Origin of the sequence: Paraniabella aurantiaca, assembly GCF_050309965.1 — a bacterium.
GTDB lineage: Bacteria > Bacteroidota > Bacteroidia > Chitinophagales > Chitinophagaceae > Niabella.
This window is the reverse complement of record NZ_JBLOSY010000001.1, coordinates 3,176,466-3,202,736: the sequence shown is the minus strand read 5'-3', so window position 1 is coordinate 3,202,736 and position 26,271 is coordinate 3,176,466. Positions and strand designations below refer to the sequence as shown.

Annotated in this window: 19 protein-coding genes; 6 read left to right on the top strand and 13 right to left on the bottom strand. The window is 42.8% G+C overall.

The window, feature by feature from the left end; all coding sequences use genetic code 11:
- Nucleotides 1–4 precede the first annotated feature (4 nt).
- Nucleotides 5–1,135: a DegT/DnrJ/EryC1/StrS family aminotransferase gene (locus ACLOAU_RS13930; RefSeq protein WP_427862479.1), complete on the bottom strand. Its 1,131-nt coding sequence runs from the start codon at nucleotides 1,133–1,135 to the stop codon at nucleotides 5–7.
- Between the two features lie 94 nt (nucleotides 1,136–1,229).
- On the opposite strand from ACLOAU_RS13930, the gene ACLOAU_RS13925 reads away from it, so the two are divergent.
- Complete coding sequence (locus ACLOAU_RS13925; protein WP_427862478.1) at nucleotides 1,230–2,465, top strand: 3-deoxy-D-manno-octulosonic acid transferase; 1,236 nt, start codon at nucleotides 1,230–1,232, stop codon at nucleotides 2,463–2,465.
- Here ACLOAU_RS13925 and ACLOAU_RS13920 read toward each other — a convergent pair.
- Nucleotides 2,446–3,171: a DUF8457 domain-containing protein gene (locus ACLOAU_RS13920; RefSeq protein WP_427862477.1), complete on the bottom strand. Its 726-nt coding sequence runs from the start codon at nucleotides 3,169–3,171 to the stop codon at nucleotides 2,446–2,448. The two genes, ACLOAU_RS13925 and ACLOAU_RS13920, sit on opposite strands and share 20 nt — an antisense overlap.
- Nucleotides 3,172–3,474: 303 nt before the next feature.
- Between ACLOAU_RS13920 and ACLOAU_RS13915 the strand changes: the two genes are divergently transcribed.
- The 5 genes from ACLOAU_RS13915 to ACLOAU_RS13895 all read left to right on the top strand — a co-directional run bounded on the left by ACLOAU_RS13915 (nucleotide 3,475) and on the right by ACLOAU_RS13895 (nucleotide 7,324).
- On the top strand, nucleotides 3,475–4,050 hold the full coding sequence (locus ACLOAU_RS13915) for a thymidine kinase (protein WP_427862476.1): 576 nt from the start codon (nucleotides 3,475–3,477) through the stop codon (nucleotides 4,048–4,050).
- Between the two features lies 1 nt (nucleotide 4,051).
- Entirely contained in the window at nucleotides 4,052–4,699 is a 648-nt protein-coding gene (locus ACLOAU_RS13910) for a heme exporter protein CcmB (protein ID WP_427862475.1), read from the top strand.
- A gap of 97 nt (nucleotides 4,700–4,796) precedes the next feature.
- Entirely contained in the window at nucleotides 4,797–5,489 is a 693-nt protein-coding gene (locus ACLOAU_RS13905) for an ABC transporter permease (RefSeq protein ID WP_427862474.1), read from the top strand.
- A gap of 8 nt (nucleotides 5,490–5,497) precedes the next feature.
- Nucleotides 5,498–5,695: a CcmD family protein gene (locus ACLOAU_RS13900; protein ID WP_427862473.1), complete on the top strand. Its 198-nt coding sequence runs from the start codon at nucleotides 5,498–5,500 to the stop codon at nucleotides 5,693–5,695.
- Between the two features lie 210 nt (nucleotides 5,696–5,905).
- Entirely contained in the window at nucleotides 5,906–7,324 is a 1,419-nt protein-coding gene (locus ACLOAU_RS13895) for a Glu/Leu/Phe/Val family dehydrogenase (protein ID WP_427862472.1), read from the top strand.
- Nucleotides 7,325–7,410: 86 nt separating this feature from the next.
- On the opposite strand, the gene ACLOAU_RS13890 is transcribed toward ACLOAU_RS13895, so the two are convergent.
- From ACLOAU_RS13890 to ACLOAU_RS13840, 11 genes are all read right to left on the bottom strand, one after another.
- The gene (locus ACLOAU_RS13890) at nucleotides 7,411–9,042 is read right to left on the bottom strand and encodes a RagB/SusD family nutrient uptake outer membrane protein (RefSeq protein ID WP_427862471.1); all 1,632 of its coding nucleotides are present in this window, start codon (nucleotides 9,040–9,042) and stop codon (nucleotides 7,411–7,413) included.
- Nucleotides 9,043–9,065: 23 nt separating this feature from the next.
- Nucleotides 9,066–10,277, bottom strand: coding sequence for a TonB-dependent receptor domain-containing protein (locus tag ACLOAU_RS13885; protein ID WP_427862470.1), 1,212 nt, complete (start codon nucleotides 10,275–10,277; stop codon nucleotides 9,066–9,068).
- A gap of 32 nt (nucleotides 10,278–10,309) precedes the next feature.
- Nucleotides 10,310–12,256 carry a SusC/RagA family TonB-linked outer membrane protein gene (locus ACLOAU_RS13880; protein ID WP_427862469.1) on the bottom strand — a complete coding sequence of 649 codons (1,947 nt, stop codon included), beginning with the start codon at nucleotides 12,254–12,256 and terminating at the stop codon, nucleotides 10,310–10,312.
- 370 nt (nucleotides 12,257–12,626) lie between these two features.
- Nucleotides 12,627–13,673, bottom strand: coding sequence for a glycoside hydrolase family 43 protein (locus tag ACLOAU_RS13875; protein ID WP_427862468.1), 1,047 nt, complete (start codon nucleotides 13,671–13,673; stop codon nucleotides 12,627–12,629).
- A gap of 26 nt (nucleotides 13,674–13,699) precedes the next feature.
- Complete coding sequence (locus tag ACLOAU_RS13870) at nucleotides 13,700–14,638, bottom strand: glycoside hydrolase family 43 protein (protein WP_427862467.1); 939 nt, start codon at nucleotides 14,636–14,638, stop codon at nucleotides 13,700–13,702.
- A gap of 60 nt (nucleotides 14,639–14,698) precedes the next feature.
- Complete coding sequence (locus tag ACLOAU_RS13865) at nucleotides 14,699–15,853, bottom strand: glycoside hydrolase 5 family protein (protein ID WP_427862466.1); 1,155 nt, start codon at nucleotides 15,851–15,853, stop codon at nucleotides 14,699–14,701.
- Nucleotides 15,854–15,890: 37 nt separating this feature from the next.
- Nucleotides 15,891–17,960, bottom strand: a complete 2,070-nt coding sequence (locus ACLOAU_RS13860) for a beta-L-arabinofuranosidase domain-containing protein (protein ID WP_427862465.1) — start codon at nucleotides 17,958–17,960, stop codon at nucleotides 15,891–15,893.
- Between the two features lie 24 nt (nucleotides 17,961–17,984).
- Nucleotides 17,985–19,829, bottom strand: coding sequence for a glycoside hydrolase family 2 protein (locus tag ACLOAU_RS13855; RefSeq protein WP_427862464.1), 1,845 nt, complete (start codon nucleotides 19,827–19,829; stop codon nucleotides 17,985–17,987).
- A 163-nt stretch (nucleotides 19,830–19,992) separates the two neighbouring features.
- Complete coding sequence (locus tag ACLOAU_RS13850) at nucleotides 19,993–21,093, bottom strand: family 43 glycosylhydrolase (protein ID WP_427862463.1); 1,101 nt, start codon at nucleotides 21,091–21,093, stop codon at nucleotides 19,993–19,995.
- A 36-nt stretch (nucleotides 21,094–21,129) separates the two neighbouring features.
- Complete coding sequence (locus ACLOAU_RS13845) at nucleotides 21,130–22,947, bottom strand: RagB/SusD family nutrient uptake outer membrane protein (RefSeq protein WP_427862462.1); 1,818 nt, start codon at nucleotides 22,945–22,947, stop codon at nucleotides 21,130–21,132.
- Between the two features lie 30 nt (nucleotides 22,948–22,977).
- On the bottom strand, nucleotides 22,978–26,094 hold the full coding sequence (locus ACLOAU_RS13840) for a SusC/RagA family TonB-linked outer membrane protein (RefSeq protein WP_427862461.1): 3,117 nt from the start codon (nucleotides 26,092–26,094) through the stop codon (nucleotides 22,978–22,980).
- Nucleotides 26,095–26,271 lie beyond the last annotated feature (177 nt).

Below are 26,271 nucleotides of genomic sequence, written 5' to 3'. Positions count from 1 at the left end.
GGGATTATTGATTTACAAATTCCAGTACAGCACTGGTAATATAGGCGAGCTGCTCCTCATCCATTTCAGTATGAATAGGAAGAGAAACCACCCTTTCTGTTAACCAGTCGGTTATAGGTAACTCCTGGTTTTGCGTATTAAAATGAGCAAACATTTTTTGTTTATGCCCGGGAACGGGATAATAGATCATCGCAGGAATTTTCCTTTCAGCTAAAAAAGCTACCAGTCCTTCCCTGTCCACTCCATTAAGAAGCAAAGTATACTGATGGTAGACGTGGCTGGCAAAATCAGCCTTTGCAGGAACTAATAGTTTATTACTGTTGCTAAATGCTTTATTGTAATAGGCTGCCACTGTCTGACGGGCTTCATTATAAACATCCAAATGCTTTAATTTAATATTTAAGATAGCAGCCTGCACACTATCTAACCGGCTGTTACAGCCCACCACATCATGATAATATCTCTTGCTTTGGCCATGGTTAGCTATCATTTGCATTTGAGCTGCCAGCTCGTCATCGTTGGTACATATAGCACCTCCGTCTCCAAAAGCACCCAGGTTTTTACTGGGATAAAAAGAAGTACATCCTATATGCCCGATCGTACCCGTTTTTTTCACCGTACCATCCAGAAAGGTAAAATCAGCGCCGATGGCCTGCGCATTATCTTCTACCACATATAAATTATGCTTTTCAGCAATAGCCATGATGGCTTCCATATTTGCAGCCTGGCCATACAGGTGTACCGGGAGAATCACCTTGGTTTTAGGCGTAATCTTACTTTCTAACTCATGAATATCCACGCAAAAAGTATGTTGATCCACTTCAACAAACACAGGTTTGAGTTGCAGCAAAGCCACCACTTCTGTAGTGGCAATAAACGTAAAAGACGGTGTAATTACCTCATCTCCAGGCTGCAGGCCCAAGGCCATTAATGCGATCTGCAAAGCGTCGGTACCATTGGCGCAAGGAATTACATGCTTAACATCGAGGTAGCTTGCCAGGTTTTTTGAGAACTCCTTTACAGCCGGACCATTGATAAAGGCGCTACTATCCAGTACTTCCAACACTGCATTATCAACTTCATTCTTAATTTTAAGATACTGGCTGCGGGTATCAACCATCTGGATAGGACGCATAGGGTTCAATTTAAGGGGGCAAAAGTAATAAAATAAAAAGCAATATTATAGATTGCTTTTACATTTGCGAAAAGGCAAACCAGTGGATGTTTTAATGTACAATATTTCCGTAAGGCTGTATCAATTGGCCATTTTGATCGCTTCCCTGTTCAATAAAAAGGCGAAACTCTGGCTGGAAGGAAGAAGAGACATTTTCAGCAAATTGCAAAATGCTGTTGGTAGCGGAGAAAAAATAATCTGGATGCACTGCGCTTCCCTGGGAGAATTTGAGCAGGGACGGCCGGTGTTGGAGGAATTAAGACAGCAATACCCGCAACACAGGTTATTGCTTACCTTTTTCTCCCCCTCGGGCTATGAAATAAGGAAAAACTATACCGGTGTTGACTGGGTGTTTTATCTGCCGCTGGATACAAGGGCTAATGCTCAGCAATTTATCAATATCGTGAAACCCTCGCTATCGATCTTTGTTAAGTACGAATACTGGTACCATTATCTCTATCAATTACACCAAAAAAATATACCCGTCCTACTCATCTCCGCCATTTTCAGGGAAAATGCCCCGTTTTTTAAATGGTATGGTAGTGTACATCGAAAAATGGCCAACTATTTCCATCATCTATTTGTACAAAACCCTGAAAGCTATGAGCGAATTACTACCATCGTTCCTGCAGAAAAGGTTTCACTGGCTGGCGACACCCGCTTCGATCGCGTTAAAACCATCGCGGATAGCTTTGAGCCGCTTCCATTAATCGAGCAATTCATTACCAATAAAAAGATACTGGTAGCCGGCAGCACCTGGCCCGAAGATGAATTGATGCTGAAAAAGCTGATGGAAGCCCAGGCAGATCTTGCTTTGATTATCGCTCCTCATGAAATTACCGACACTCACCTTGGCTTTCTAAAAGATACTTTTAGAGAAGCAGCGTTCTATTCAGAGCTTCTTAAGGTCAATAATGGCATCTCAACCAGCCGCGTATTGATCATCGATAATATTGGTATGCTTTCCAAACTGTACTATTATAGCCTGGTTAGTTATATTGGTGGTGGCTTTAATAAATCGGGCATTCATAACACGCTCGAGGCAGCGGTTTATGGTAGACCGGTTTTATTTGGCCCTAATTACCAGAAATTTGCTGAAGCTATCAGCTTAATAAAAAATAAAGCTGCCTTCGGTTATACAACTGATACAGAATTGATAGAATTGACTCAATCCCTCCTTAATAATAAGGAGCAATTAATGGAATACAGCCGTAATGCAGGCGAATTTGTTGCGTCTAATACCGGAGCAACCAGCCTTATCGTGAGCTGGCTTAAGAAAACCGCCTTTTAAGCAGTTGTTCAAACTGGCTGGTTACGGTATGGCCGGACATCCAGCCATTCTTGGTTTTCAATTCTCTTTCTATCCAATATTCTGCTTCAGTCAGAGAGCTGAAATTATTGATCGTCTTGATACTACGTTCAAACATAACTTCATCTCCCCTGAAAAGCTCTCTTACAAAGGCAAGCCGGTCCTGGGCTGTAATAGCTTTATTCAGGTCTTTAATCGCATTTCTACCCGCCTTGGGCGTAGCAGCCTGTTTTGCTGCTTTAGATCCTCCTGTCCTGTTTTGCCGGGATAAAGTAGGCATATCATCTGCAAACTCATCGCTATCGCTAAAACTAAGCGTAGCCTGACCCTCAGATGTCTTCAACTGCTGTTGTAATTTTATTAATTCTTCGTAGCTGGGTATCTGCGCAGCAGACTCCGGTAAATTTTCTTCCTCTTCAGTCCCTTCTACTACCAATTCATAATATTCTTTTTCTTCATTTTCCGGCTTTACCTGCTCCTGATGATTTACGGTAACCGTGCTGCCCGGCATGGGCTTGGCATTGGGAACGATCACTGAAATACCACTGGTTCCTAATACATCTACCTCCCGCATGGTTCCGGCTATCTCATTTTGCAGCATTTGCACCGTACTCAGCAATTGACTTAATGGTACTTTTTGAGCAAATTGCATGTTTATTTTTTCAATCAAACTTCTGATTCTTTCCATTGTCATTTTTTATTAACACCAGCAGCAGTATATATAAATATCAGAATTGTCCGGGAACATCACCTGAATCGTCACACATGAAGCGTCGGCATATTGATACTACTCCGCAAAAACAATACCTGTTAATTTCTTATTTCGATCTAAGGGAAATATAAAGTGCAGCGCTTATATGTTGCAAACTTCCCATAAACCTAAAAAATACAGCTAATCATCACACAGACATGCTACTTTTGAGAAATTTTAAATAATACGCCAACCAACCCTAAATATTGTGCAGGCAGATAAAATGTATAAATATTAACAATGTTTATTGAACCCAATTTAAGCGGAGAGCGGCGTGGCTGGATTGAAGTGATCTGTGGTTCCATGTTTAGTGGCAAAACAGAGGAGTTGATTCGCCGCCTGAAACGCGTGAAATTTGCCAATCTTAAAGTGGAGATTTTTAAACCGGCAATAGATACCAGGTATGATGAGTTAAATATTGTGTCTCATGACACCAATGCCATTCATTCTACCCCGATAGATAACTCGCAGAAGATATTATTAATGGCCCAGGATGCTGATGTGATCGGCATAGATGAAGCCCAGTTCTTTGATGATGGCTTACCCGAAGTGTGCGATAAGCTGGCTTACCATGGCATCAGGGTGATTGTTGCCGGGCTCGACATGGATTTTACAGGTAAGCCGTTTGGGCAAATGCCTTTTATTATGGCTAAAGCCGATTATGTTACCAAGCTCCATGCTATTTGTGTAAAATGTGGCAATATTGCCAATTACTCTTATCGTAAAATCCCGGACGACGACCAGGTGATGCTGGGAGCAATGGATGCCTACGAACCCCGTTGCCGTGTATGTTATAATGAGAAAAAAGAACAGTGATTTGAAACCAGTCCTTACCTTATTTAAAAAAGAATTAGTGCTGGAAGTACGCCAGCAATATAGCTTTTATGGCATATTGTTATATATGGGCGCTACCATTTTTGTATTATTCCTGGCTATACAGGAGCCCGAAAAAGAGATCTGGAATGGTTTGTTTTGGGTAATACAACTGTTTATTTGTATAAATGCCGTAGCTAAAAGCTTTATGCAGGAAAGCAGGGCGCGCATGCTTTATTTTTATACGATCTCGTCCCCGGCGCATTTTATGGTGGCTAAATTGCTGTTTAATAGCCTGCTGATGTTGCTAATGACCCTGATTAGCCTGGTACTGTTCTTTGCGTTTATCGGCAACCCGGTTCAAAAAATGCTTCCTTTTATCGGGTTAAGTTTATTGGGCGGGTTCAGCCTGAGTATGGTATTTACTTTTTTAGCCGCCATTGCTGCAAAAGCTAGGCAAAATGCCGCTATTATGGCTGTCCTGGGCTTTCCCCTTATTGTACCGCAACTAATGCTGCTGATGAAATTGTCTGCCGCAGCGTTTAGCACTACACAAGGTTTTGAATGGAGCGATGTATTGCTTCTCATTGCCCTTGACTTTCTTGTAGGACTTTTGTCCGTTATCCTTTTTCCTTTTTTATGGAGGGATTAATGTTTTGCAAACCAGGCATATCCTGTTGAGATTATCCTTAAACATTATAAACTTTCCACTTACTTTTGCGTTTATCAGTTAAAATTGGTTTTTTAGTATGAGGAAAGCATGGTGGAAAATTCTCTGTGTGCTATTACTGGTATATGCCGTGGTAGGTGGTTTATTGGTAAATATACCCAACCTGCCGGTACTGGGAGAAACCATCCGTAACGTTTTTTACCATGTGGGCATGTGGGCGGCCATGTTTGTATTGTTTACCTGTTCACTGGTACACTCTATACGTTACTTAAGCAAAAATAATTTAAAGAACGATATTGCGGCTAATCAATACGCCTCTGTAGGTATTGTATTCGGACTTTTAGGTTATGCCACCGGTGCGGTTTGGGCCAGTTATACCTGGGCCGATCCCAATAACCCTGCTTTTGATTCTTTTAGCGCGGTTGCCCGCGAACCTAAATTAATAGGTACGGCCGTAGCGTTACTGATCTATTTTGCCTATTTCATTTTAAGAAGCTCTATCCAGGATATTGATCAAAAAGCGCGGATCAGCGCTGTATACAATATTTTTGCTTTTGCGATGCTGTTTCCTACTATTATGGTGGTGCCCAGGCTGTTGCCAAGTTTGCACCCGGGGCAGGAAGGAAATCCTGCGTTGAATTTTAAAGATTCAAGTCCGGCCATGCGTATGATCCAGTATCCGGCATTTATAGGCTGGTCTTTGCTGGGCGTATGGATTGCAACGCTTAAAATAAGATTCAACTACGTAAAAGAAAGAAATTTTATTAAATAAAGATGGCAATGAAGTTTTTGATGTTCGTTTTATTCCTGCTTCCTTTGTTGGCTAATGCGCAGGCCAAAGAAAACCTGATGTACAGCAGTGGCAGGATCTATGTTGTAATTGCCGTTATTCTTATTATTCTTATTGGTTTGATCCTTTATTTGGTAAGAATTGAAAAAAAGGTAAAAAAGCTGGAAGAAGGTAATACTAACGAGTAACCTTCGCTCCTGCTTATTTTTGTTTGCTTTGCCGTATGTCGTTGGCGCCGTTGATTGCCGGAACCAATGAATGATTGTTGCTGTGTCTGCCAGATTATACCGATATGCCGGTAATATAGATTTATTGCCGGTTAACAAAATAAGTGTTTTATTAACCTTGCTAATAAGGATTAATTTCTATTTTGCCAAAACATTGAAAATCCTATATCTATGCATAACGATGACAACAGCTTTTTTGATGCCGTAAAAAAAAGTTTTAGTAAAGCGGCAGAATTTACCAAATGGGACAAAGGTTTGCTTGAGCAAATAAGCGCCTGTAACGCAGTATACCGTATGCGTTTTCCTGTAAAAAAAGAAGATGGCAGCATTGAAGTAATTGAGGCCTACCGGGTACAACACTCTCACCACAAAACGCCTTGTAAAGGTGGTATCCGCTTTTCTATGGCGGTTACGCAGGACGAGGTGATGGCACTTGCAGCTTTGATGACTTATAAATGCGCCATTGTAAATGTACCTTTTGGCGGTGGAAAGGGTGGTATAAAGATCGACCCTAAAAAGTATACCCCTTATGAATTGGAAAAAATAACCCGCCGGTATACGTCGGAGTTAATTAAAAAGAATTTTATTGGTCCCGCGGTTGATGTGCCTGCGCCGGATTACGGAACAGGGGAAAGAGAAATGGCCTGGATCGTGGATACCTATGCAGCAATGCATCCGCACGAAATTGATGCAGCAGGTTGTGTTACCGGCAAACCCGTTTCACAGGGTGGTGTAAGAGGTAGAAAAGAAGCAACCGGTTTAGGTGTTTTTTATGGCCTGAAGGAAGTGTGCTCTATGGAAGAGGAAATGCTCAAGCGCGGCTTAACTCCCGGCGTGGAAGGTAAAAGAATTGTGGTACAGGGATTGGGTAACGTGGGCTACCATTCAGCAAAATTTTTTAGTGAAGCGGGAGCTATTATTGTTGGTATTGCTGAGTTTGAAGGCTCCATTTCAAAACCTGACGGTATTGATGTGGAAGCATTGGTTGAACACAGAAAAAGAACAGGATCGATCTTAGATTTCCCGGGCGCCATCAACCTTGAAAATAACAGTGCGGCATTGGAACTGGATTGTGACATTCTGATACCTGCTGCGTTAGAACAGGTGATCACCAAAGAAAATGCACCCAGGGTGAAAGCAAAGATCATTGGTGAAGCCGCCAACGGTCCGTTAACACCTGATGCAGACGAGATCCTTTTAGCGAAAGGAGCGCTGGTAGTACCGGATATGTACCTGAACGCGGGTGGTGTAACGGTTTCTTATTTCGAATGGCTGAAAAACCTGAGCCATGTTCGGTATGGCCGGATGGAGAAAAGATTCAACGAAACCATGAACGAAAGAATTTTACAGGAAATTGAAGAATTGACCGGTAAAAGAGTAGATGATAAAAACCGCTCGCTGATCAAACACGGGGCGGATGAAATTGACCTGGTGTACAGTGGCCTTGAGGAAACCATGATCACTGCTACAAGAGAGATTATGAGCGAATGGAAGAACAACGATAATATACCTGATATGCGTACAGCAGCGTATGTAGTGGCTATTAATAAAGTAGCTACCACTTATGCGGAGTTGGGTATATTTCCATAATCATTTTCCAAAACATTTAATACAAAAATGCCGCCTTTTCTACGGGCGGCATTTTTGTACATGCTTGACTCCATGTTTTTACTTTTCTAATTCCATCCCGGGTTTTGATTTTTCAACGCGGGATTAGCCTGCATTTCATTTAAAGGGACGGGCCATAGCAAAGCATATTCAGGTATTGCACCGTTTTTTGTAGTGCCTTCAGGTTTGTTCTGAATAGCAGCCGAAGCAAGCGGTACCCATCTCAGCTTACCCGATTTTGCACCATCTGCTTCAGGGTAAAGACGGGTGCGTCGAATATCGTCCCAAATTTTAAACTCCAACGGGAACTCATGAAACCGTTCTGTGAGTATAGATTGAATGAGCGCGTCACCACTGGCTGCTTCATCGGCGAGGCCGGCACGTTTACGCACCTGGTTCAGGAATACTCTTCCTTCACCCTCCTTTCCGGTTCGTGCAAGGCCCTCAGCGGCAATCAGTAATATTTCTGCAAAGCGGATCATTGGAATGTTGTAGTCGCCATCCCTCCCGCTTTTCAGTGATGCTTCATCGAACCATAACCAGTTGCCCACATTATTGAGTGTGTGCGCTACTCCTGTGGCATCAGTATAGTTACGGAAAAAGAACTGCTTCTCCATGCTGCGGATGTCGGAAGGAGCATAACTATCAAGCAAAACATTGGCAGGTAAATAGGCATTATACATCACATCTCCGGCCGGTCGGAAAACATTATTATTGGCCGCATCTTTCCACTGAAATGCTTCCGCCCCTATAGAGCGCGCCGGATAGGAATTGCCTACATTGTAGCTCGTCATGTTATACTCCTTGGCGTAAATAATTTCGTTAGATGACTTCGTTGTTTTTATAACATTAAACGCTGAGTTACTTCCATTTGTAGTTCCTGCAGCGTCAATGAGCGCATGCTGACCACCGCTTATTACCTTTTGAGCCATTTCAGCAGCTTTGGTATAATACGCTGCACCTCCATTAAGCGGCGCTCCTGCCCATTGCAAATACACCTGAGCCAGCAAAGACTGTGCAAGTGGTTTGGTTACGTAGGCGCCATTCGCATAAAACGCTTTGTTAGGCAATGCATCTCCTTCCGTAATACTGAGCAAATCCTGCTCGATAAATCTGTAAATATCTGCTGCAGGCGTACGCTCTTTATAAATACCCTCTGTAGAAGTAAAGGGCGCATCTATCAGCGGCGCATCTCCGAAATCTTTTACAAGAGCAAAGTAGGCCAGTGCCCTGAAAAACTTACCCTGGGCTACATAGTTGTTTATTTTGGCGGCGTCCAGTATGCCTTCCATAGTAGGAATGTTGGTAATAACGAAATTAGCCCTTGAAATCCCGATATAATATTCAGCCCATATTTTTTGGGCGGTTGGATTAAACGATTCAATGTTATAAGTGCTATTTTCGGATGCATTGGTAAATGTCCTGTCCTTCCGTTTGTCAACAAACAATCCGGACATAATGCCACCCCACATGGTGGCTTTGGGCGTCCAGCCACCATCTACGTCTATATTGTTCAGGTAGGGCACGCCTCCAAAGTAGAGCCCGTTTACCGCAGACTCCGCGTCAGCTGACGTTTTCCAGAACTGACTGCTGATTTTAGTATCAAGCGGATCTTCCTCCAGAAATTTGGTACAGGAGCTCAGCAATGTTGAATTAGCAATAATGCAAAATGCAGCTATATATATTTTAGATCTTTTCATGAGCATAATAATTTAATTCACGGTTAAAAAGTTACATTAACACCGAAAGTGAAAGTACGTGGACGAGGATAAGTGAAAAACTGGCGATTAGCGCCCCATTTATTGTCTCCCAGGCGGGAAGAGTTATCAGGGTCATAGCCTAAGTAATCCGATGAAGTAATTAAAAAGGCATTATTAGCATTCGCATATATGCGTAAAGCCGAAAAGCCCATTCTTTTTACAGCATTCGTTGTAAACGTATAACCTAATTGAAACAGGTTACCGCGCAAATAAGAGCCATCGGCAACCCAGGTATCGTCTGCATTTGCATTACTACCCATACCGAAGTTTGCTAAACGGATCGCCTGTGCTTTACCATCTGGATTCAGTGTAGGATGCCATGCTTCCTGGTAAAGGCGGTCAATTCCGCTCGTCAGGAAACGTCCTTCGGTTGAGTGAAAGAACTCCTGCATCACCTGTACACCCCAGGTAAACTGTAAATCAGCAGTCAGATCAAACCCTTTATAATTAAGTGTATTGATAAAAGAACCGGTCCACCGTGGTAAGCCATGACCAATTACCTGGCGATCCTTATAAGTAACTTTTTCACCAATAAGGCCGGGTATGTTCATGGTTTGCGCATCCCAGTTGCCGGGAACCCCGTCATATATACCCGCACGCTTATATCCGTAGAAAGCAGAAAGCTCGTCTCCTTCACGAATCAATATATCGTACCCTACGAAACCGTCGGTTGTGATTTGCCTTTTACCGGTGATCGGATCGATGGATGCATTTTCATCCAGCTTTTCCACACGGCTTTTATTATAGCTCATATTAACCGTTGATGTCCATTGGAAATTATCGTTTTGAACCGGGTATGCGGTAAGCAGGATATCAACACCACGATTGGAAACCGCTCCTACGTTTTGAGTTACACTGGAAAAGCCAACTGATGGTGGAAGCGGACGACTGAGCAGAAGGTCCTTCGTATTTTTGTAATAGTAAGAAAGCTCCAGGTTTAAGCGGTTATTAAACAAGCCCATATCTATACCTGCATCCCATTGAGTAGTGCGCTCCCATCTTAAATCGGGGTTGGGCATATTACTTAAATAAGATACGACACGTAGGGCTTCACCGATAATGGTATTGGATTGTCCCACACGAGCCAGGGAAGCATAAGTACCGATCTCAGAATTACCGGTTGCACCAATAGAAGAATGTATCTTCAAACGGCTCAATGTTTCGGAATTTTTCATAAACTCCTCGTTCGAGATGAGCCAGCCTAAACCTACCGAGGGGAAAAACCATACTTAGAGTTAGGTCCGAATTTAGAGGAGCCATCATAACGACCTGTTATAGTAGCCATGTACTTGTTATCATAAGAGTAGGCGCCCCTGAAAAAATAAGAATTCATAGCCCATTTATCATAATCGCTACCTACGGTAGGGCGGTTGGTTCCCCGGCCCATATTGTAGAACCCGAAATAATCATCGACAAACTTGCTGTCAGATGAGGAAAAATAGTTGTACAAATTTTCCTGCCATGACAAACCTAACATGGCATTAATAGAATGCCTGTCTATACGCTTTTTATAGGTAAGATAAGTTTCCTCCTGCCAATAAAAGGTTGACGCGCTCGATGCAGAAGCCGATCCCTCAGAGTTCTGATTAATAAGGGGTCGCGGCGTAAACGGAATATAGTTGGTTGCCCTGTTAATCTGATAATCGACACCGAACTGGGTTTTCAATTCGAGGTCCTTGGCCAAATGAAACGTAAGGGCAGCATTACCGAATATCTGTGTTCTATATTGCATGGCTTCCATGCGGTTCAACAATTCAACAGGATTACCAACACCTTCGGGCTGAAAACCCTGGGTGGCCCCTCCCGGATTATTTTGATTAACAGGGATGGCGGTAGTGCCTATATTATTGGTTTGTGCATAGGTACCATCGGCCAGTTTAACGGGCAAAAACGGCAACTGTTCTATCATAGTACGCAAAGCGCCCTGTCCATAAGGGTTATCCGAGGTACGGTTACCCCATGTATGATTCACCAACAGGTTAACTCCTGTGGATAACCAATCGGTTGGTTTATCATCGTAAGCCAGTTTTGCGTTCAATCTTTTAAAATAAGAGTTGAGCAAAATCCCCTGCTGATCTGTATAGTTCAAAAATGCGCCAATGGATGCTTTATCCATGCTCCGCTGAATATTTAACTGGTGGTTATGAGAAACAGCTGTACGTGAAGCTTCCTTCTGCCAGTTGGTATTGAACTTTGGAGAACCATCGGAGTTGAACAAATAGGGATCGGTAAATATTTTAGAGAGATCGGTAGTATAGTTTCTCCCCTGCCAGGCGTTTGCATTTTCCAGTCCCTGCTTAAAGGTAGCCATCCATTCATTGGCATCCATCACGTCAATATACCTTGCCATTTTTCCTACAGATATGGAACCGGCGTAAGACACCTGTGCTTTTTTAGCACCCGTGGCACCACGCTTGGTAGTTACCAGCACAACACCATTAGCACCACGCGCCCCGTAAATAGCCGCCGAAGATGCATCTTTCAACACTTCTATAGATTCAATATCATTAGGGTTCAGAAACTGGAAATTTTGCATTACCACCCCATCCACAACATACAATGGATTGGCTGAAGCATTAATGGTAGCAAGCCCCCTGATGATCACGCGCATTTCCCCGCCCGGCTGACCCGTGTTGGAAAAGATATTCACCCCAGCTGCCCGGCCTTTCAGGCCTTCCAATGCGTTGAATGATTGTCCCTTAATGATATCGCTTCCCTTTGCAGTGGAAATAGAACCTGTCAGGTCCGATTTGCGCATGGTACCATACCCTACTACCACCACTTCTTCAAGATTGGTTTCTGTTGAAGCCGGAGATAATTTAATGGTGTCCAGTGCTGTACGCCCGTTTAACGGCAGTTCGCGGCTGGCATATCCTACAGAACTAATAACCAGTACTCCATTGGCATTAGAAACTGCAATTGAAAACTTGCCCTGGTCATCAGACACCGTTGCTACATTAGTTCCTTTCTCCATAACAGTGGCAGCAGGTATAGGATCACCCGTTGAAGACGCCACCACCCCTGTTACAGTAACAGGTTGTTGAGCCGACGCAGTTAACTGACTGATAATCAAAAAGGATAAAATCGAAAAAACGATTTTGCTACCTAACCTAAAAATAAGGCCTTTAGGAGGCCGTTGAGTTCTTCTCTCCATAGATAATAATTATGAGTGGTTTAAAAAATTCTCATGTATAATTAATTGCAGATGTACCTGGTACAGCGAATGCAATCTTTATAAACCAGCCAGGTATACATTTATTCTATCCAGACAAATGTTATAGCAAGCATTGTTGTAACGATAGCCCTTATACTGCTATCAAGATCATGTCACAACCGTTAATAGAATGCAAAAAATATACCGCTTTGACGTTCAGACGACTATCTTTCATGATGGCGCTAAACGATAACACGGGTCAACTTTTTAAACTTTTTTAGAAGTATATACATGGATGATTGACTATCAGACAAAAAAAAACCATCTACTTTTTAAAGGCAGATGGGTAAGAATATCAATAAAATTTTTATTATTTTTTGGAGGGAACGACCAGGCTTTGTGTAGTGCTTAACGGTTTACCAAAATCAGGCGTACCATCCTTCCTCCATGTAAATTTTTGTGCCCTTGGAGAGCGATGTCCGCCACAGCCCTGTCCGGGTTCGGAATTAGCATGATAGAGTATCCAGTCTTCTTTACCATCAGGTGACTTAAAGAATGAGTTATGCCCGGCTGCATAAACACCACTGCCTGGTTCAGCCTGGAATACAGGCTCCGGATGTTTCTTCCAGCTGGTAGCATTGAGCAGGTCAGCATCAGCTGATGTTGACAACATCCCTAATGTATAATGATCTGTCCAGCAACCACTGGCAGAATAAATAATAAAGATCTTGTCTTTATGCTTTAAAAACTGTGGCCCTTCGTTTACATTCACCTGGTCAGGCGTTTGTCCCGGCAAACGGCCATGTGTTTCCCATTTTAATTTCGGACTCGAGATTTTAACCCGTTCGCTTTCTATTGTCCATGGATTTTTCATACGGGCAATATAAATATTCTGCTGTCCGTTTTCATTGCCTTCCCAGCCAGACCATATCATATATAACCGGCCCTTATGCTCGAATACATCAGCATCAATCGCCCACTTATTAGTAGCATCGGCCACTTTACCTTTAAACTCCCATTGGCCCTGCATAGGATCCGGTGATGCATTTTCTATAACGTACATCCTGTGGTTATAGTTATTGCCATCATCTGCAGCAAAGTACATATACCACTTGCCATTGATAAAATGGATCTGGGGCGCCCATAATTCTTTGGAGTACGCGGTATGGGGCGGCGGTGTCCATACCACTTTCTTTTCCGCATTTTTAAGTTCAGCTATACTTTTGGTCTTCCATAAAATAAGCTTGTTTTGTGCGCTGTGCGTATAATAGTAATAACCGTCTTTATAGAAACTATAAGGATCAGCACCGGATGGCAGTACCGGGTTAATAAAGGTTTCAGCCGGTTGTTTGACCCTGGTGGAGGAACATCCTGCAAAAAACAGCGTCACGAAAAATAAAGCAATTATCCTCATCATCTAAAACCTGTTGTTGTTTGAAAGAATTATTTGTTTAAAAATCTGAATGTTGCGGAATCGGCTACCAGTTTGTCTGCAGCTCTTTTTTGTTGAACAAACCTGATATGCATCAATGCTGTTTTACGGGGGCCTACTTTTGTTGAGCTGTTATGTGTATGGAACACATATCCCATTTCGCCTTGTTTGCCGGCAAACACATCACCATGGCCAGTTCCATTCTTCTTTGTGTTTTGAGTGGATATAATAGGATTTCCTTTGAACTTAGTCCATGGCCCTACCGGAGTTTTTGCAGTGGCATAGCCTATTGCATAATCCGGATTACGAAAATCATTAGCCGAATAGATCATATAATACAGCCCTTTATGCTTTAGTACAGTAGGACCTTCTGTTACTTTCCAGGGAACCTGCTGGGTATCTTCCCAATGCTCTGTAGCGTTGATGCATTCTTTAAGGGTCAATTCATTCATAGCTGTTAATGATGTATTCATTTCCGCAACAAAAATGCGGTTCCCTTTTTGTAATCTTACATGATAAAGATAGATTACACCTGAAGGATCCATCCATACAAAGGGGTCTATAATTTTAACCGGCGCTTCCAATGGCGCTATTTGCTGTTGACGGAAAGGACCGGCTGGATGATCGGCCACAGCTATCGCTATATGCTCATCAGCGGTATAGGCCATGTAATATTTCCCTTTATACTTAAATACCTGTGGCGCCCAAAACCCCTTTGTACCATAACTCTCTCCACGCTTTAGCGCATATCCTTCCTCCTTCCATACCTGTTGATCAGTGGATGTATATACTTTGAAGCCATCACTGTCTCCTTTTCCTCCTCCGGTACCATACAGGTAGTAAACACCTTTATCAAAAAAAATGGAGGGATCTGCCAACAATGGATTGTTTTCATTTTCCTCTTGTCCATAAGACGGATTAAACAGAGCTCCTAATAGCATCAAAGCCATAAGAAACAAAAAAACACTTCTTCCTGTATATAACATCTCTCTCCCTTATTTATACCACTACTATAATTTTCCTGTCATCTTTTTTATGAAATCTACCTCATCCTGTTTATAAGGTGTTCCATCTTTTCTAAAAATATCATGAAACCAAAGCGGAGGTTCTGATGTATATTTCTTTGTCCAGCTATCCCATGGATAAATAGTCTGGGATTTACCATCTACAAATCCCCAGTTGATCATCGCCACTTTGTTCTGCTTAGCTACCGGTAAGGAACTCTGGAAAGTGCTTTTATTAGGCCTTGCCATATACTCTGTACAGAACAATGGCCTGTTATAGCGCTTCAGCTCATTGATTTTTTTTGCCAGTGTAACAGAATCATCGTAGCAATGGAAAGAAACCACATCCGATTCTTCAATCTGTAATTTTTCAATAGGTTTTAAAGTGCTGTCACTTTCCCAGTTTCCGGCCCATATACCTGAGGTCAACGGCTGGCTTGGATTAGCAGCTCTTGCCCACTCAAACGTTTTTTTCAGCAGTGGCAAAACCAGTTCAACTTTATTGGGTACTTCCAGTTTTTCGTAAGAAGGGCCCGTCATATTATCAGGTTCATTCCATACATCCCACAGAACGATCCTTTTATCATTGGCAAATTTTCCAACTATTGCTTTTACATATTTCTCCAATGCAGGATACTGTGTTGAATCCTTTAAAATAAGCTGACCAGGGCTTTGCACCCATCCCGAATTATGAACATAAGGTTGTGGTGCACGTTGTTGTCCTGCCTTGGGAAAAGGATCCCAGCAGGAATCAAAAATGGTCAGCAATATTTTAATACCATGCCTGTCTGCCATAGATAAAAATTTATCAATGCGATCATAAAAACCCTGCTCATCATTTTTCCATGCCAGGTCATGCAGGTATACCCGCATAATGTTCATACCAAGAGCTTCAGCCCATGCCAATTCTCTCTCTATAGTGGTCGTGTCGAAGGTTTCCCCCTGCCACATTTCCAGCTGGTTAATAGCAGAACTAGGTAGAAAATTAGCGCCCACATACCAGGGCTGTTCTGCATACCATTGGTTGGCTTTTTCGGCAGACCATTTTTCTGCCATCGTGGTTTCGCTATTAGTTGCAGTAGCATTGTCGTTCCCGGCATCGCTGCAAGCATACAATGACAGCAGCCACAGCATGGCTAAATAAAAAACTATTTTTTTCATATTCATATTTCTTTCGTTTGAGTCATTTATTTCAACATCACTGTACTACAGGAAAAGCAGCAATCCTCAACCTCGCTGCGCCCATGGGTATTAATTCAATTATTTCCTCTTTGTTACTAACCTTTACCGGGCTTTGTGGTAATGTATCTGTTAAACCGTATTGATCAATTTTCCAGCTATCAATCTGCTTTCCTTTTGTTGTAATACTGATGGGAACTGCATCCTGTGTAAAAGGAAAATCATTAACCGGCCAGTTTTTCTTTACTACTTTGAAGAACATCGCCGGGTCTTTCCCTTTGTAAGACAGTCCATAGTTCCAGGCAGATGCCGGCAATATTTCAAAAGATGGCCATTTATCCGGGTCAGCAGACTCCTGCCATTTAGAGTCACCAATAGCAGATTTCCTGCTATCCATTTTTTCATATTGCTCTTTAATTTTCAGCGAATAAGTTAAAGGGCCCCGATTAACACTAACGCTATTCTTATTGGAAGTCCAGGTATCGACTTTCAATTGCATGGGCAATGCTAATTCAACTTTATCCCCGCTTTTCCAAAGTCGGTCTATTCTTACATAGGAGGATGGTGAAGGATCTTGGTTTACTACTACTCCATTGATCTTCAACTGAGCATGGGCACACCATTCAGGAATTCTTACATAAAAAGGAAAGCTTGTGTTCTTCGGCATCGTTAATGTAAAGCCTATGGTTTCATCAAAGGGATAATGCCCTTTTGATGTAATACTCACTTCGGTTCCGTTTCCTACTTTGGCTTTTACAACCGCTTCGCTGTACAGCATCGCAGCAAGGCCGTTATCGGGGGTGGCCATAAAAACATGCTCGGCATAATAAGGCCATCCCTGCGCATGATTATGCTGGCAACAACGGGAGCTAAATGGGTTCATCATTACAAAAGGACCACTGTTATCAATTCCCGGATGGTGATTTTTACTATCACTGATCGACATATTGGGGCTTGTAATATAGCGTAAGGCTTTGAAGTCGGGCATTACTGCCGCGGGATAAGTGTTGAATGCTACATTCTCGGTATGATCGGCCCAGAAGGGATCACCTGTAATACCCAGCAATATTTCATTGGAGGCCATCTGCTCTACCATGCCACAGGTTTCCACACCCTGACGCGGATCAGCATATCCCTTTCTTGCGTTTTCATCTGCTCCAAACATTCCGCCTGGTACGTTACCGAAGCGTTCACGTATCAGGTTAAACACGTTATAAGTGGCATCCCAGTCTTCGCGGTTACCCGTTTGCAGGTAGTAAGTAGCAGGCTCGCGAAACCCCTGCGCGATATTTACATTATGCCAGTTGGGCAATTGGCCTTTCTGTTTCCAGTTAGCTGTATTGCGATGCAATTTAGCGGCCAGGTCAAGCAACCATAGTTTGTCACCTTTAGTACGGTTATACAACCAGTATACACTTAGCATATTATCTCCACCGCGGCTGTTCTCCCAATAATCTTTTAACAGCATACTATCGGGCAAATTATATTGCCAGCGAAAATAGTTTTCCATAAAAGGCAATACCCTTTGATCGTTGCTGTAATCGTAATAGGATTGCAGGCACCAAAGCATGATCATATTACCCCAGAGGTCTGGTTTGCCATTCCTCAGGATCATTGGCCCAAAGTATCCGTCAGCGCGCTGACTGCTCAATGTTGCTTCTAACCAGGTGCGGGATTCATCAATAATTTTCTTATCCTTTAAGATATAACCCAGGTTGGCATAGCCCTTTAACCAGTACGGCACTTCTTCCCAACCATGATCTCCCTTACCGTCTGTACTTAGCCAGGCATTATCTTTTTTTGCCAGCCAGGCACTGATCTCCCCCAATTGCCCGGTAAGACCATCGCGTTGTAAATCCAGGTATTTTTTCAGCCATCCCTGTGGCTGTATAGTTCCAACAGGCAGCTTTATAAAATACAGCTGCTGAAGCGGTTTTTTATTAGAGATGTAAAATTGATTCGTATGACTATTATCCGGCTTTTGTACTTCGCTTACCGTTTGCGCAACAGCTTTGCTCACCTGTGCAAAGCCATTGCCTAAACAAAACAAAAACACTCCTCCAGTTATGATTGACTTATACGGTCTCATATTGTTCACAATTAATGATGACTATTATTTTACTGTTACGTCATACAACTGTTGGTGCAATTGTTTTAAAGTTTGCTCCGGCATCTTCATTACCTTGCGGTCATAAGTAAGAATGCCATTGGTTTCAATTTCTACATCAGTGGTTTGTGTATATACTGCAGCGGATAAGCCTAAGGGGATTAACTTTTTCAAATCATTCATAGACCTCGTATAACGCTGCAGCAGCTCTTCTTTATTCTTAAAGCTCTGGTATCCCCAATTATTTTTATCCTGCCAGGTATGGCCATCTACCGGTAAACCAAAACCGCCAAACTCGCCCAATACCAAAGCTTGTCCGCTTTTGCCAAACACTTCAGGATCGGGCATCTGGGGGTCGGGATAATGATGAATATCTAATATATGGCCGGTGTAGAAGAAGTTTCCTCCGCTGGCACTGTTTACCAAACGGGATGGATCATACTTCATGGTCCATTCTGTTATTTCCTTCGTTTTAAATTGCCCCCATGCCTCATTAAACGGCACCCAGGAAACTATAGAAGGAAAGTTATGCGCTGCATCCATGATAGCTTTCCACTCTTTCCTGTAATATCCTTCTGATTCTGCACTGCGTTGTTTGTCGCGGTTTTGCCCAGATACCTGTCCCGAACGCATATCCCAATGATTGCCGCCCAGGTCGCCACTTGGCATGTCCTGCCAAACCAATATCCCTACACTATCGCAATAGTAATACCAGCGGGCTGGTTCCAGCTTAATATGCTTACGGATCATATTAAAGCCCATTTCCTTTGTTTTGACAATATCAAACAGAAGGGCTTTATCAGTAGGAGCTGTAAACAAACCGTCAGGCCACCATCCCTGGTCCAACGGACCATACTGAAACATTATCTTATTGTTCAAAGCCATACGGTTAATGCCCGCAGCATCTTTTACAAGAGAAGACTTGCGCATAGCGAAATAGCTTTCGGCATAATCAATTTGTTTACCAGCCCTGTATAAATACACTTTCAGATTGTATAAATAAGGAGACGCAGGTGACCACAATTTTGCATTTTCTATTTTTATATCAGCATCAACACCTGAAGGAACAGTAACCTCTCCTATTGGCTGTGTACCATCCAAAGCAACAAATTTCACAATATCTCCTGCCTGAGCTCCTTCAATACGGGCTGATACGCGAAGCTGGCTTGCGTCTACATCTGGTGTATGCTTGGTCGATGCAATATGAGTAGCCGGCAGTACTTCAGTCCAAACCGTTTGCCAGATACCTGTTACCGGGGTATACCAGATACCCTCCGGCTTTTTCACCTGCTTACCTCTTGGCTGAGGACCATCGTCGGTGGGATCCCAAACACGCAAGGCTATTGCCTGTTGTTTTCCCTTACCCAGGTAGCTGGTAATATTGAAAGAAAAAGGATCAAAGCCGCCCTCATGTCGTCCTACTTTTTTACCATTCACAAAAACATCGCACTGCCAGTCTACTGCGCCAAAATTCAATATTACCTGGTTCGTTCCCGATGGCTTAGAGAGGGCAATACTGGTACTATACCAAAGCGCCTGATCTTTACCCACTGTTTTCCCTACACCCGACAAGGCAGACTCAACCGGGTAGGGCACTAAAATATCACCCTGAAACGAAGTGGGAATATTTTGCTCAGATGCTGCCGTAATCGCGTACTTCCATAAGCCGTTCCAGTTTTGCCAGTTGGCTCTTTTTAACTGTGGCCTGGGATATTCAGGCAAAGGTTTTACAGGATTAACATCTGCCACCCAAGGCGTTTGGGGTTTACCCGGTACAATTTTCCAGGCACTCTGAGCATTAGCTGCAACAGACAAGACAACTACAGCCAGGCATGAAAATAGAATTCGCATAATTAATTTTTAGTGAACAATGGCAATAAATCTAAATATGGCAAACTTAATAGCTACGTACTACTATGCAGTTAAAATTTGTTTCAAAAATTACACTTTTTGTACCATATTTTAAACTTACAGCCGGCTCATTTTAAAATAGGATCGTATACTGAGCTCTGCATTACAACTCAGGCATTAGCATTTTACTGGTTGATGGCGTTCCGTCGTTCACAATAGGCCAGCCGTCTGCACTCCAGTTTATTTTATCAAGCAGTAATGCTCGCTGGTTTACTGTACCGATCATGGCACGATCAACATCCATTGCATGATAAAGCATCCAATCCTGGTTCTTTTTATCAGTTATCAAGCGTGCATTGTGTCCAGGTCCGGAAAATTTCTGGTTTCTTTGTAACACCAATGTACCATTTCCGCGTTCTGTCAGGGCTTTACCGGCTTTATCAACATAAGGTCCCATTAAATTTTGTGACCTGCCAACACGAACCTGGTATACACTGGCGGCTCCATCACAACAATTATTTTTAGATCCGAAAAAATAATAATACCCATCTTTCTTAAAAAGGTTTACTGCTTCGAAATCTCCTGCAGCTATTTTAACTTTTTGAGCCGGGTCTTTTACACTTCTTCCATCTCCAGTCAGTTCTACACCATAAGTACCCTGGGTTGCAGAAGAATTATAACTTCCCCAGAACAGGTATTTCTTTCCGCTCTCTTCGCAATAGAATGGATCGATAGAATTAGGAACACCAATCTCTGAAGAGAGAAACAGTTTTCCCGCATCAATAAATGGCCCGGCCGGATAAGAGGAGATAGCTAAACCGACTCCCGGATTAGCATCGCCCCATGTTGAATAAGAATAATACAAATGATATTTACCATTCACGATGGCAACATCCGGAGCCCATATACCACCGGCCGACTTCCATGATGGTTTGGCGGTGAAAGCATCACTTACATAAGTCCAATTGATTAAATCCTTCGATCGAACAATAGCCACCAGATGATTTTTGTTATCAGTATGCCAGAAATCTTCCGTACCATAAGCATAATAATAATCAGATCCCGGATCCTTAACTACTGTTGGATCTGCCAGTATAGGTGTGAATACAGGGTTGCGGTATTCAGTTACCTTTTTAGGTGGCTCGGGAGCAGGCGGCTCATTTTGTGATTTGGCCTTTGTACAACTCAACAATATACCTGACAACACTATCATCCCATAGAGCCGCCAGCTAAGCCCTATAAACCGCTGTTTGCTATTCATCATAATCAATTATTCAAATAAATTATATAACTAACCATACTACCATCCGGGGTTTTGCACAATCCACAAAGCCCTGTCTATTTCAGTTTGAGGAATAGGCCATAAGTAGTGTTTGGGCGCCTCGAAAATTCTTCTTTTTAAAACAACACGCTGATAAAAAGCATCATCCTGGATAGAAGTTCCTTTGTCATAGCTTAACCTGTAAAAAGTTTTATTACTGGTTTCAGGAGCTATCTTCCAGCGATTGCAATCAAAGTAACGCTGTGTTTCAAAAGCCAGTTCAATCCGCCGCTCATGCCTGATGCGTTCTCTCATTTGAGTTTGTGATAATCCGGCAGGCAAGGCAGGAAGCCCTGCTCTCTCTCTTACCTTATTTACATTTGTGTATACGTCTGCAGTAGGCCCCTGAGCCTCGTTAAGTGCTTCAGCATAGTTCAGGTACACCTCAGCCATGCGGAAGTATATCCACGTTTTAAAAGTAAAAGTACCGGCCTGGGTGAGGTTAATTTGTTCATCAGCAAACTTGCGAAGTAAATAGCCCGTAACCGGGTAGTCCTGGCCATTACCCACTGCGCGTCCGTCTCGGCCGGAATTATGAAGTTCAAGTTGTCGGCCTCTCCATCTTTGTCCGTTAAAATTGATGCTTACATAAAAGCGTGGCTCTCGGTTTACATACATATTTCTCACCCCGGCTGGGTAATTCGTTCCGGCAGCCGCAGCATAGCCGGTTTCCTGGTATCCCGAAGCGGTGTTAATGATCGGGGTACCATCCGTGTTATACCCAGTAATAGGTGTGGTCCCATTCGCCATCTGGAAAGCATCTACCAACTCCTGCGTAGGACAGTATCCGCTCCAGCCTCCCATACCCTTCGCTCCGGAAGCATACTCCAATCTGTTAAATGTACCCATATTCCTGGCAAAAAGCACTTCGTCATTCCACCGGTCAATAAATAGTCTATAGTAATTCTGGTAGGGATCATTAGTTGGCTTGTAAATCATATAACCTGCAGCTTCTGCCTGTGTCATACAATCTTTAGCTGCGTCTGCTGCTCTTTGCCATTTGTTAGCGTCATAAGTAGGCGAAATAAGGTTGCGTCCCTGATCATCTTTAAAGTTAGCGTAGTCTGAATTGCCATTATACAGAGGACTGGCCGCATACAATAATATCCTGGCTTTTAGCGCTAGTGCTGCCATTTTGGTAGCGCGTCCAAGTTCCACATTTGTTCTTCTTACAGGTAAGAGCGCTGCCGCCCTGTCACATTCTTGAACAACAAAAGCTACACACTCATCATAAGGAGATCTTTTGATTTTCGTATAGTCGTCAGCTGTTGAAAGTGCCTTGTCTAATATAGAAACAGGCCCATGTACCCGCATTTCGATAAAGTGATAGAAGGCGCGAAGAAAATGAGCTTCACCTTTAAATTCCTGCTTTTGTTGCTCGCCTGTTCTGCCTGTAGCTGATGGCTCGCGTTCAGAAAAATCAGTTTTATCAATATTTTCAATGAAAATATTTACCTTACGGATGCCTTCCCAGTAAACCCTGTAAATATTTTGTTCTACAGTAGCAGCGTTCCAGTTTCCGGTGTTCATTTGGTTACCGAATACGCCCCAGGTGCACTCCAGGTCATCTGAAGCTGTGGTAAAAGGATTGCGTCCCCACCACTCAATCCACTCTGACTCTTCGGGCAGAGAGAAATATGCAGAGCTTAAAAAACGTTCCGCATACTGGGCATTGGCAAATACCGAATCGATCGTCAGATCTTCATCGTACACTTTGTCCAGGAAACCTTTTTTACAAGAGGTCAACAATGCTAAGCTCAGAAAAATGGCTAGTATAAGTTTCATATATTGTTTCATTGTCTTTTTTTTAATGGCGATGAGATAGTTTTAGAAATTAACCTGAAGCCCGAAATTAATATTACGTGTTAACGGATAGCGACCTGTTCCATTGTCAGATTCCGGATCGATGATCTTCACTTTATCCCAGGTAAGTAAGTTTAACCCATTGACAAAAAATCTTGCTGTGGCAATTTTGTACTTATTGGTAAGATTCTGAGGGATGGTATAACCTATTTCAGCGTTCTTCAGGCGAAGAAAGCTACCGTCCACCATATATAGTGTATTATTCCACCTGTAGTTGTTTTCACTAATCATATCTATTACCAGGGGGTATTTAGCACCCGAATTATCTGCACCCGGAATAAAGCGGTTATCGAAATACTCGCGAATTACATTGTTCACACCAAACCCTTCGTTGAATGCATACATGGACGGGCCCTGAAGGAAAATATTGGTTTTGGCTGCCCCCTGGAAGAACATACTCAGATCAAAGCTTTTATACACCACAGTACCACCAAAACCGAAGATCATTTGAGGAGTACGTGCAAAACCGGTATAAACCCTGTCATTGGCATCAATTTTACCGTCGCCATTTACATCCCTGAACTTTATATCACCAGGACGCACTATTGACTGGAAAGTCTGTACCGGGCTGTTCTTAATTTCCTCTTCACTCTGGAACAAGCCAATAGCTTCCAGAACATAAGGTTGACCAATCATAGTGCCATTAGGATGTTGATATGGGTAACGCGTGGGCGGAACTGCTGATTCGATCACCTTGTTTTTGGCATAAGTAAAGGTTCCCCTTAATGAATAGGAAAGGTCATAAGACGTAGAGTTTTTCAGCTCTATCATACCATCAAAACCCCTGTTGTTGGCTTTACCCAGGTTTCCATATGGTATAGTCCAGGGATAGATACCCGTAAAGAAAGGTAGGTCTGCTCTTTGTATCAGGATAGCCGAACGGTCTTCATTAAAGAAATCAGCCTGCACCACAATCTTTCCTTTGAGCAATTCTACATCCAGGCCTATATTCGTTTTATTTGCCACCTCCCAGGTTACATCAGGGTTACCTATTGCATTTTCGTCAATACCCGGATAATTCGTCATATTCTCACCAAACATATAAGACTGCGCTGTAGAAGTATTTACAGAAGTCAAGAACAGGAAGCGTCTTCCTCCAATCGCATCATTGCCTACCTTTCCATAAGAACCTCTTATTTTCAGTACTGATACAGGGTTATTCTCCCCCCAGAAATTTTCTCTTGATATTACCCAACCTGCAGAGACAGATGGGAAAAAGCCATATTTCTGCCCGGGAGGAAAGTTTTCTGAACCATTGTACCCGAAGTTGCCCTCGATCAAATAACGTTCCATATAATCGTATGTTACTCTTGCGGCATAGCCGCGCCTGCGGTAAGGCACACTATTTTCACGCACAGTAGTAGTAAGATCATTAAATTCATTCTGATTAAACAATAGTAAGCCCGAAACACCATGAACACCAAAGTTCCTATTGTAATTGAGTTTAGCCTCGTAATAAATATTTTTATTCGCGGTATTACCTACCCCCAGACCGAGCGGTGTTTCTTCCCTTATAACCTGGTATCGGTCTTGTCCGTTTTCTTTATAATATCTACGCATCGCAAAATTCTTCGTACGTGCCTTATTTGCAAAGTAATAGTGGTCATATCCAAATCTACCACTCATTTCCAATCCCTTGGTAACAACACGCGACAGATCCCATTTAGCTGAAGCCGTACCCTGCACCGTACTTTTGTCCTGCTGTGTGTATCCGGAATAACCTACCAGTCCCCATGGATTGGCATTGACTGCAGAACCGGCGCCCAAAGAACCATCAGGATTGTATAAAGGAAAATTCATGGGTGTCACTTTACGAAGCGCACCGAATATACCATCACTGGACGTGCCCGGGTAATTCTGGCTTTCGATGATGCTTGCGAGGCCCAGCTCCAGCACAAAGCTTTTAGACAAATTCATATCAATATTCGAACGGAAATTATATCGTCTGAAATTCGCGTTGTTGTTATACTTACTCCCCTCAGGCTTTTTCCATATACCATTCTGTTCAGTATAACCAATATTGGCAAAGTATCTTACTGTCTCACCACCTCCCGAAACATTCAGGTTATTAATAGTCTGCCAGGTTCTTTTGTTCATCACTACATCTGTCCAGTCCACATTGGGGAAGAGATACGGATCGGAACCGTCCGAATACTTTCTAACTTCTTCCTGCGTATACTCAGGTCCTTTTCCAACATTGGTACGGGCTTCATTCATTAATGTAGCATACTCCCCTGCATTTATATAATCAGGTAAACGCTGCGCATACAGGTTGGCATACTCTGATCGTAGAACCACCCTTGGCTTTCCTGCCTTACCACGCTTGGTTGTAATCAATATAACGCCATTGGCACCTCTTACCCCGTATACAGCAGTAGCTGAGGCGTCTTTAAGAATAGAAAAGGTTTCTATTTCCATGGCATTGATATTATTCAAAGGGCGTTCTATACCATCCACAAATACCAATGGCGCAGTACTGGCTCCCGCAAACGTAGCCACACCCCTTATAAACACCTGTGCGGCATCGGCGCCGGGCTCGCCACTGGATTGCCGTGTTATGATACCCGGTAGTCTCCCACCTATGGCATTTGATAATTGTGCTACTGCGGAGCGTTCAATATCCTTAACACTAACCGACGATACGGCACCGGTAAGCGTTGTCTTTTTCTGGCGGCCAAAACCTACGACCACCACTTCATCCATCTTTGCCCTGTTCTCATCATAAATAAGCGTAAAAGTTCTCTCACCCTCTGTACCCGCCAATACACGAAGTGTAATGTATCCTATATTGCTGATGATAAGGCTATCATTAGGATCATTCACCTCCAGCAGAAACTTCCCGTTAGCGTCTGAGATAGCCGTTTTATTAGTTCTCGGTATTAAAGCGGATGCCCCTACCAGAACATTCCCATTACCATCCTTCACGTAACCGTTTAATACGTACGACTGGGCACTACTTCCGAAGGAAACTAACAGTAACATGGCAGTTAAGATCCCGAGTTTTCGTCTCGTTGGATTGAATGTAAAAATCGATAGCAATGGCAATACGCCACAATAAGCAACTGTCCGGTTTTTGAACATGGCAAACAATTTTTCGTTAAAAATGATGCACAAATATATTTTTGACTTTAAAAGCCTTATTGAAATTTCATCTCATTCTTTCATCAAACCGTCTCATTTTTTAAAATCTATCTTATTTCGCGGACAGCCACATCCCCCGCTTATTTCTTACCAAACCGCCAATGATCTGTAAGCAAA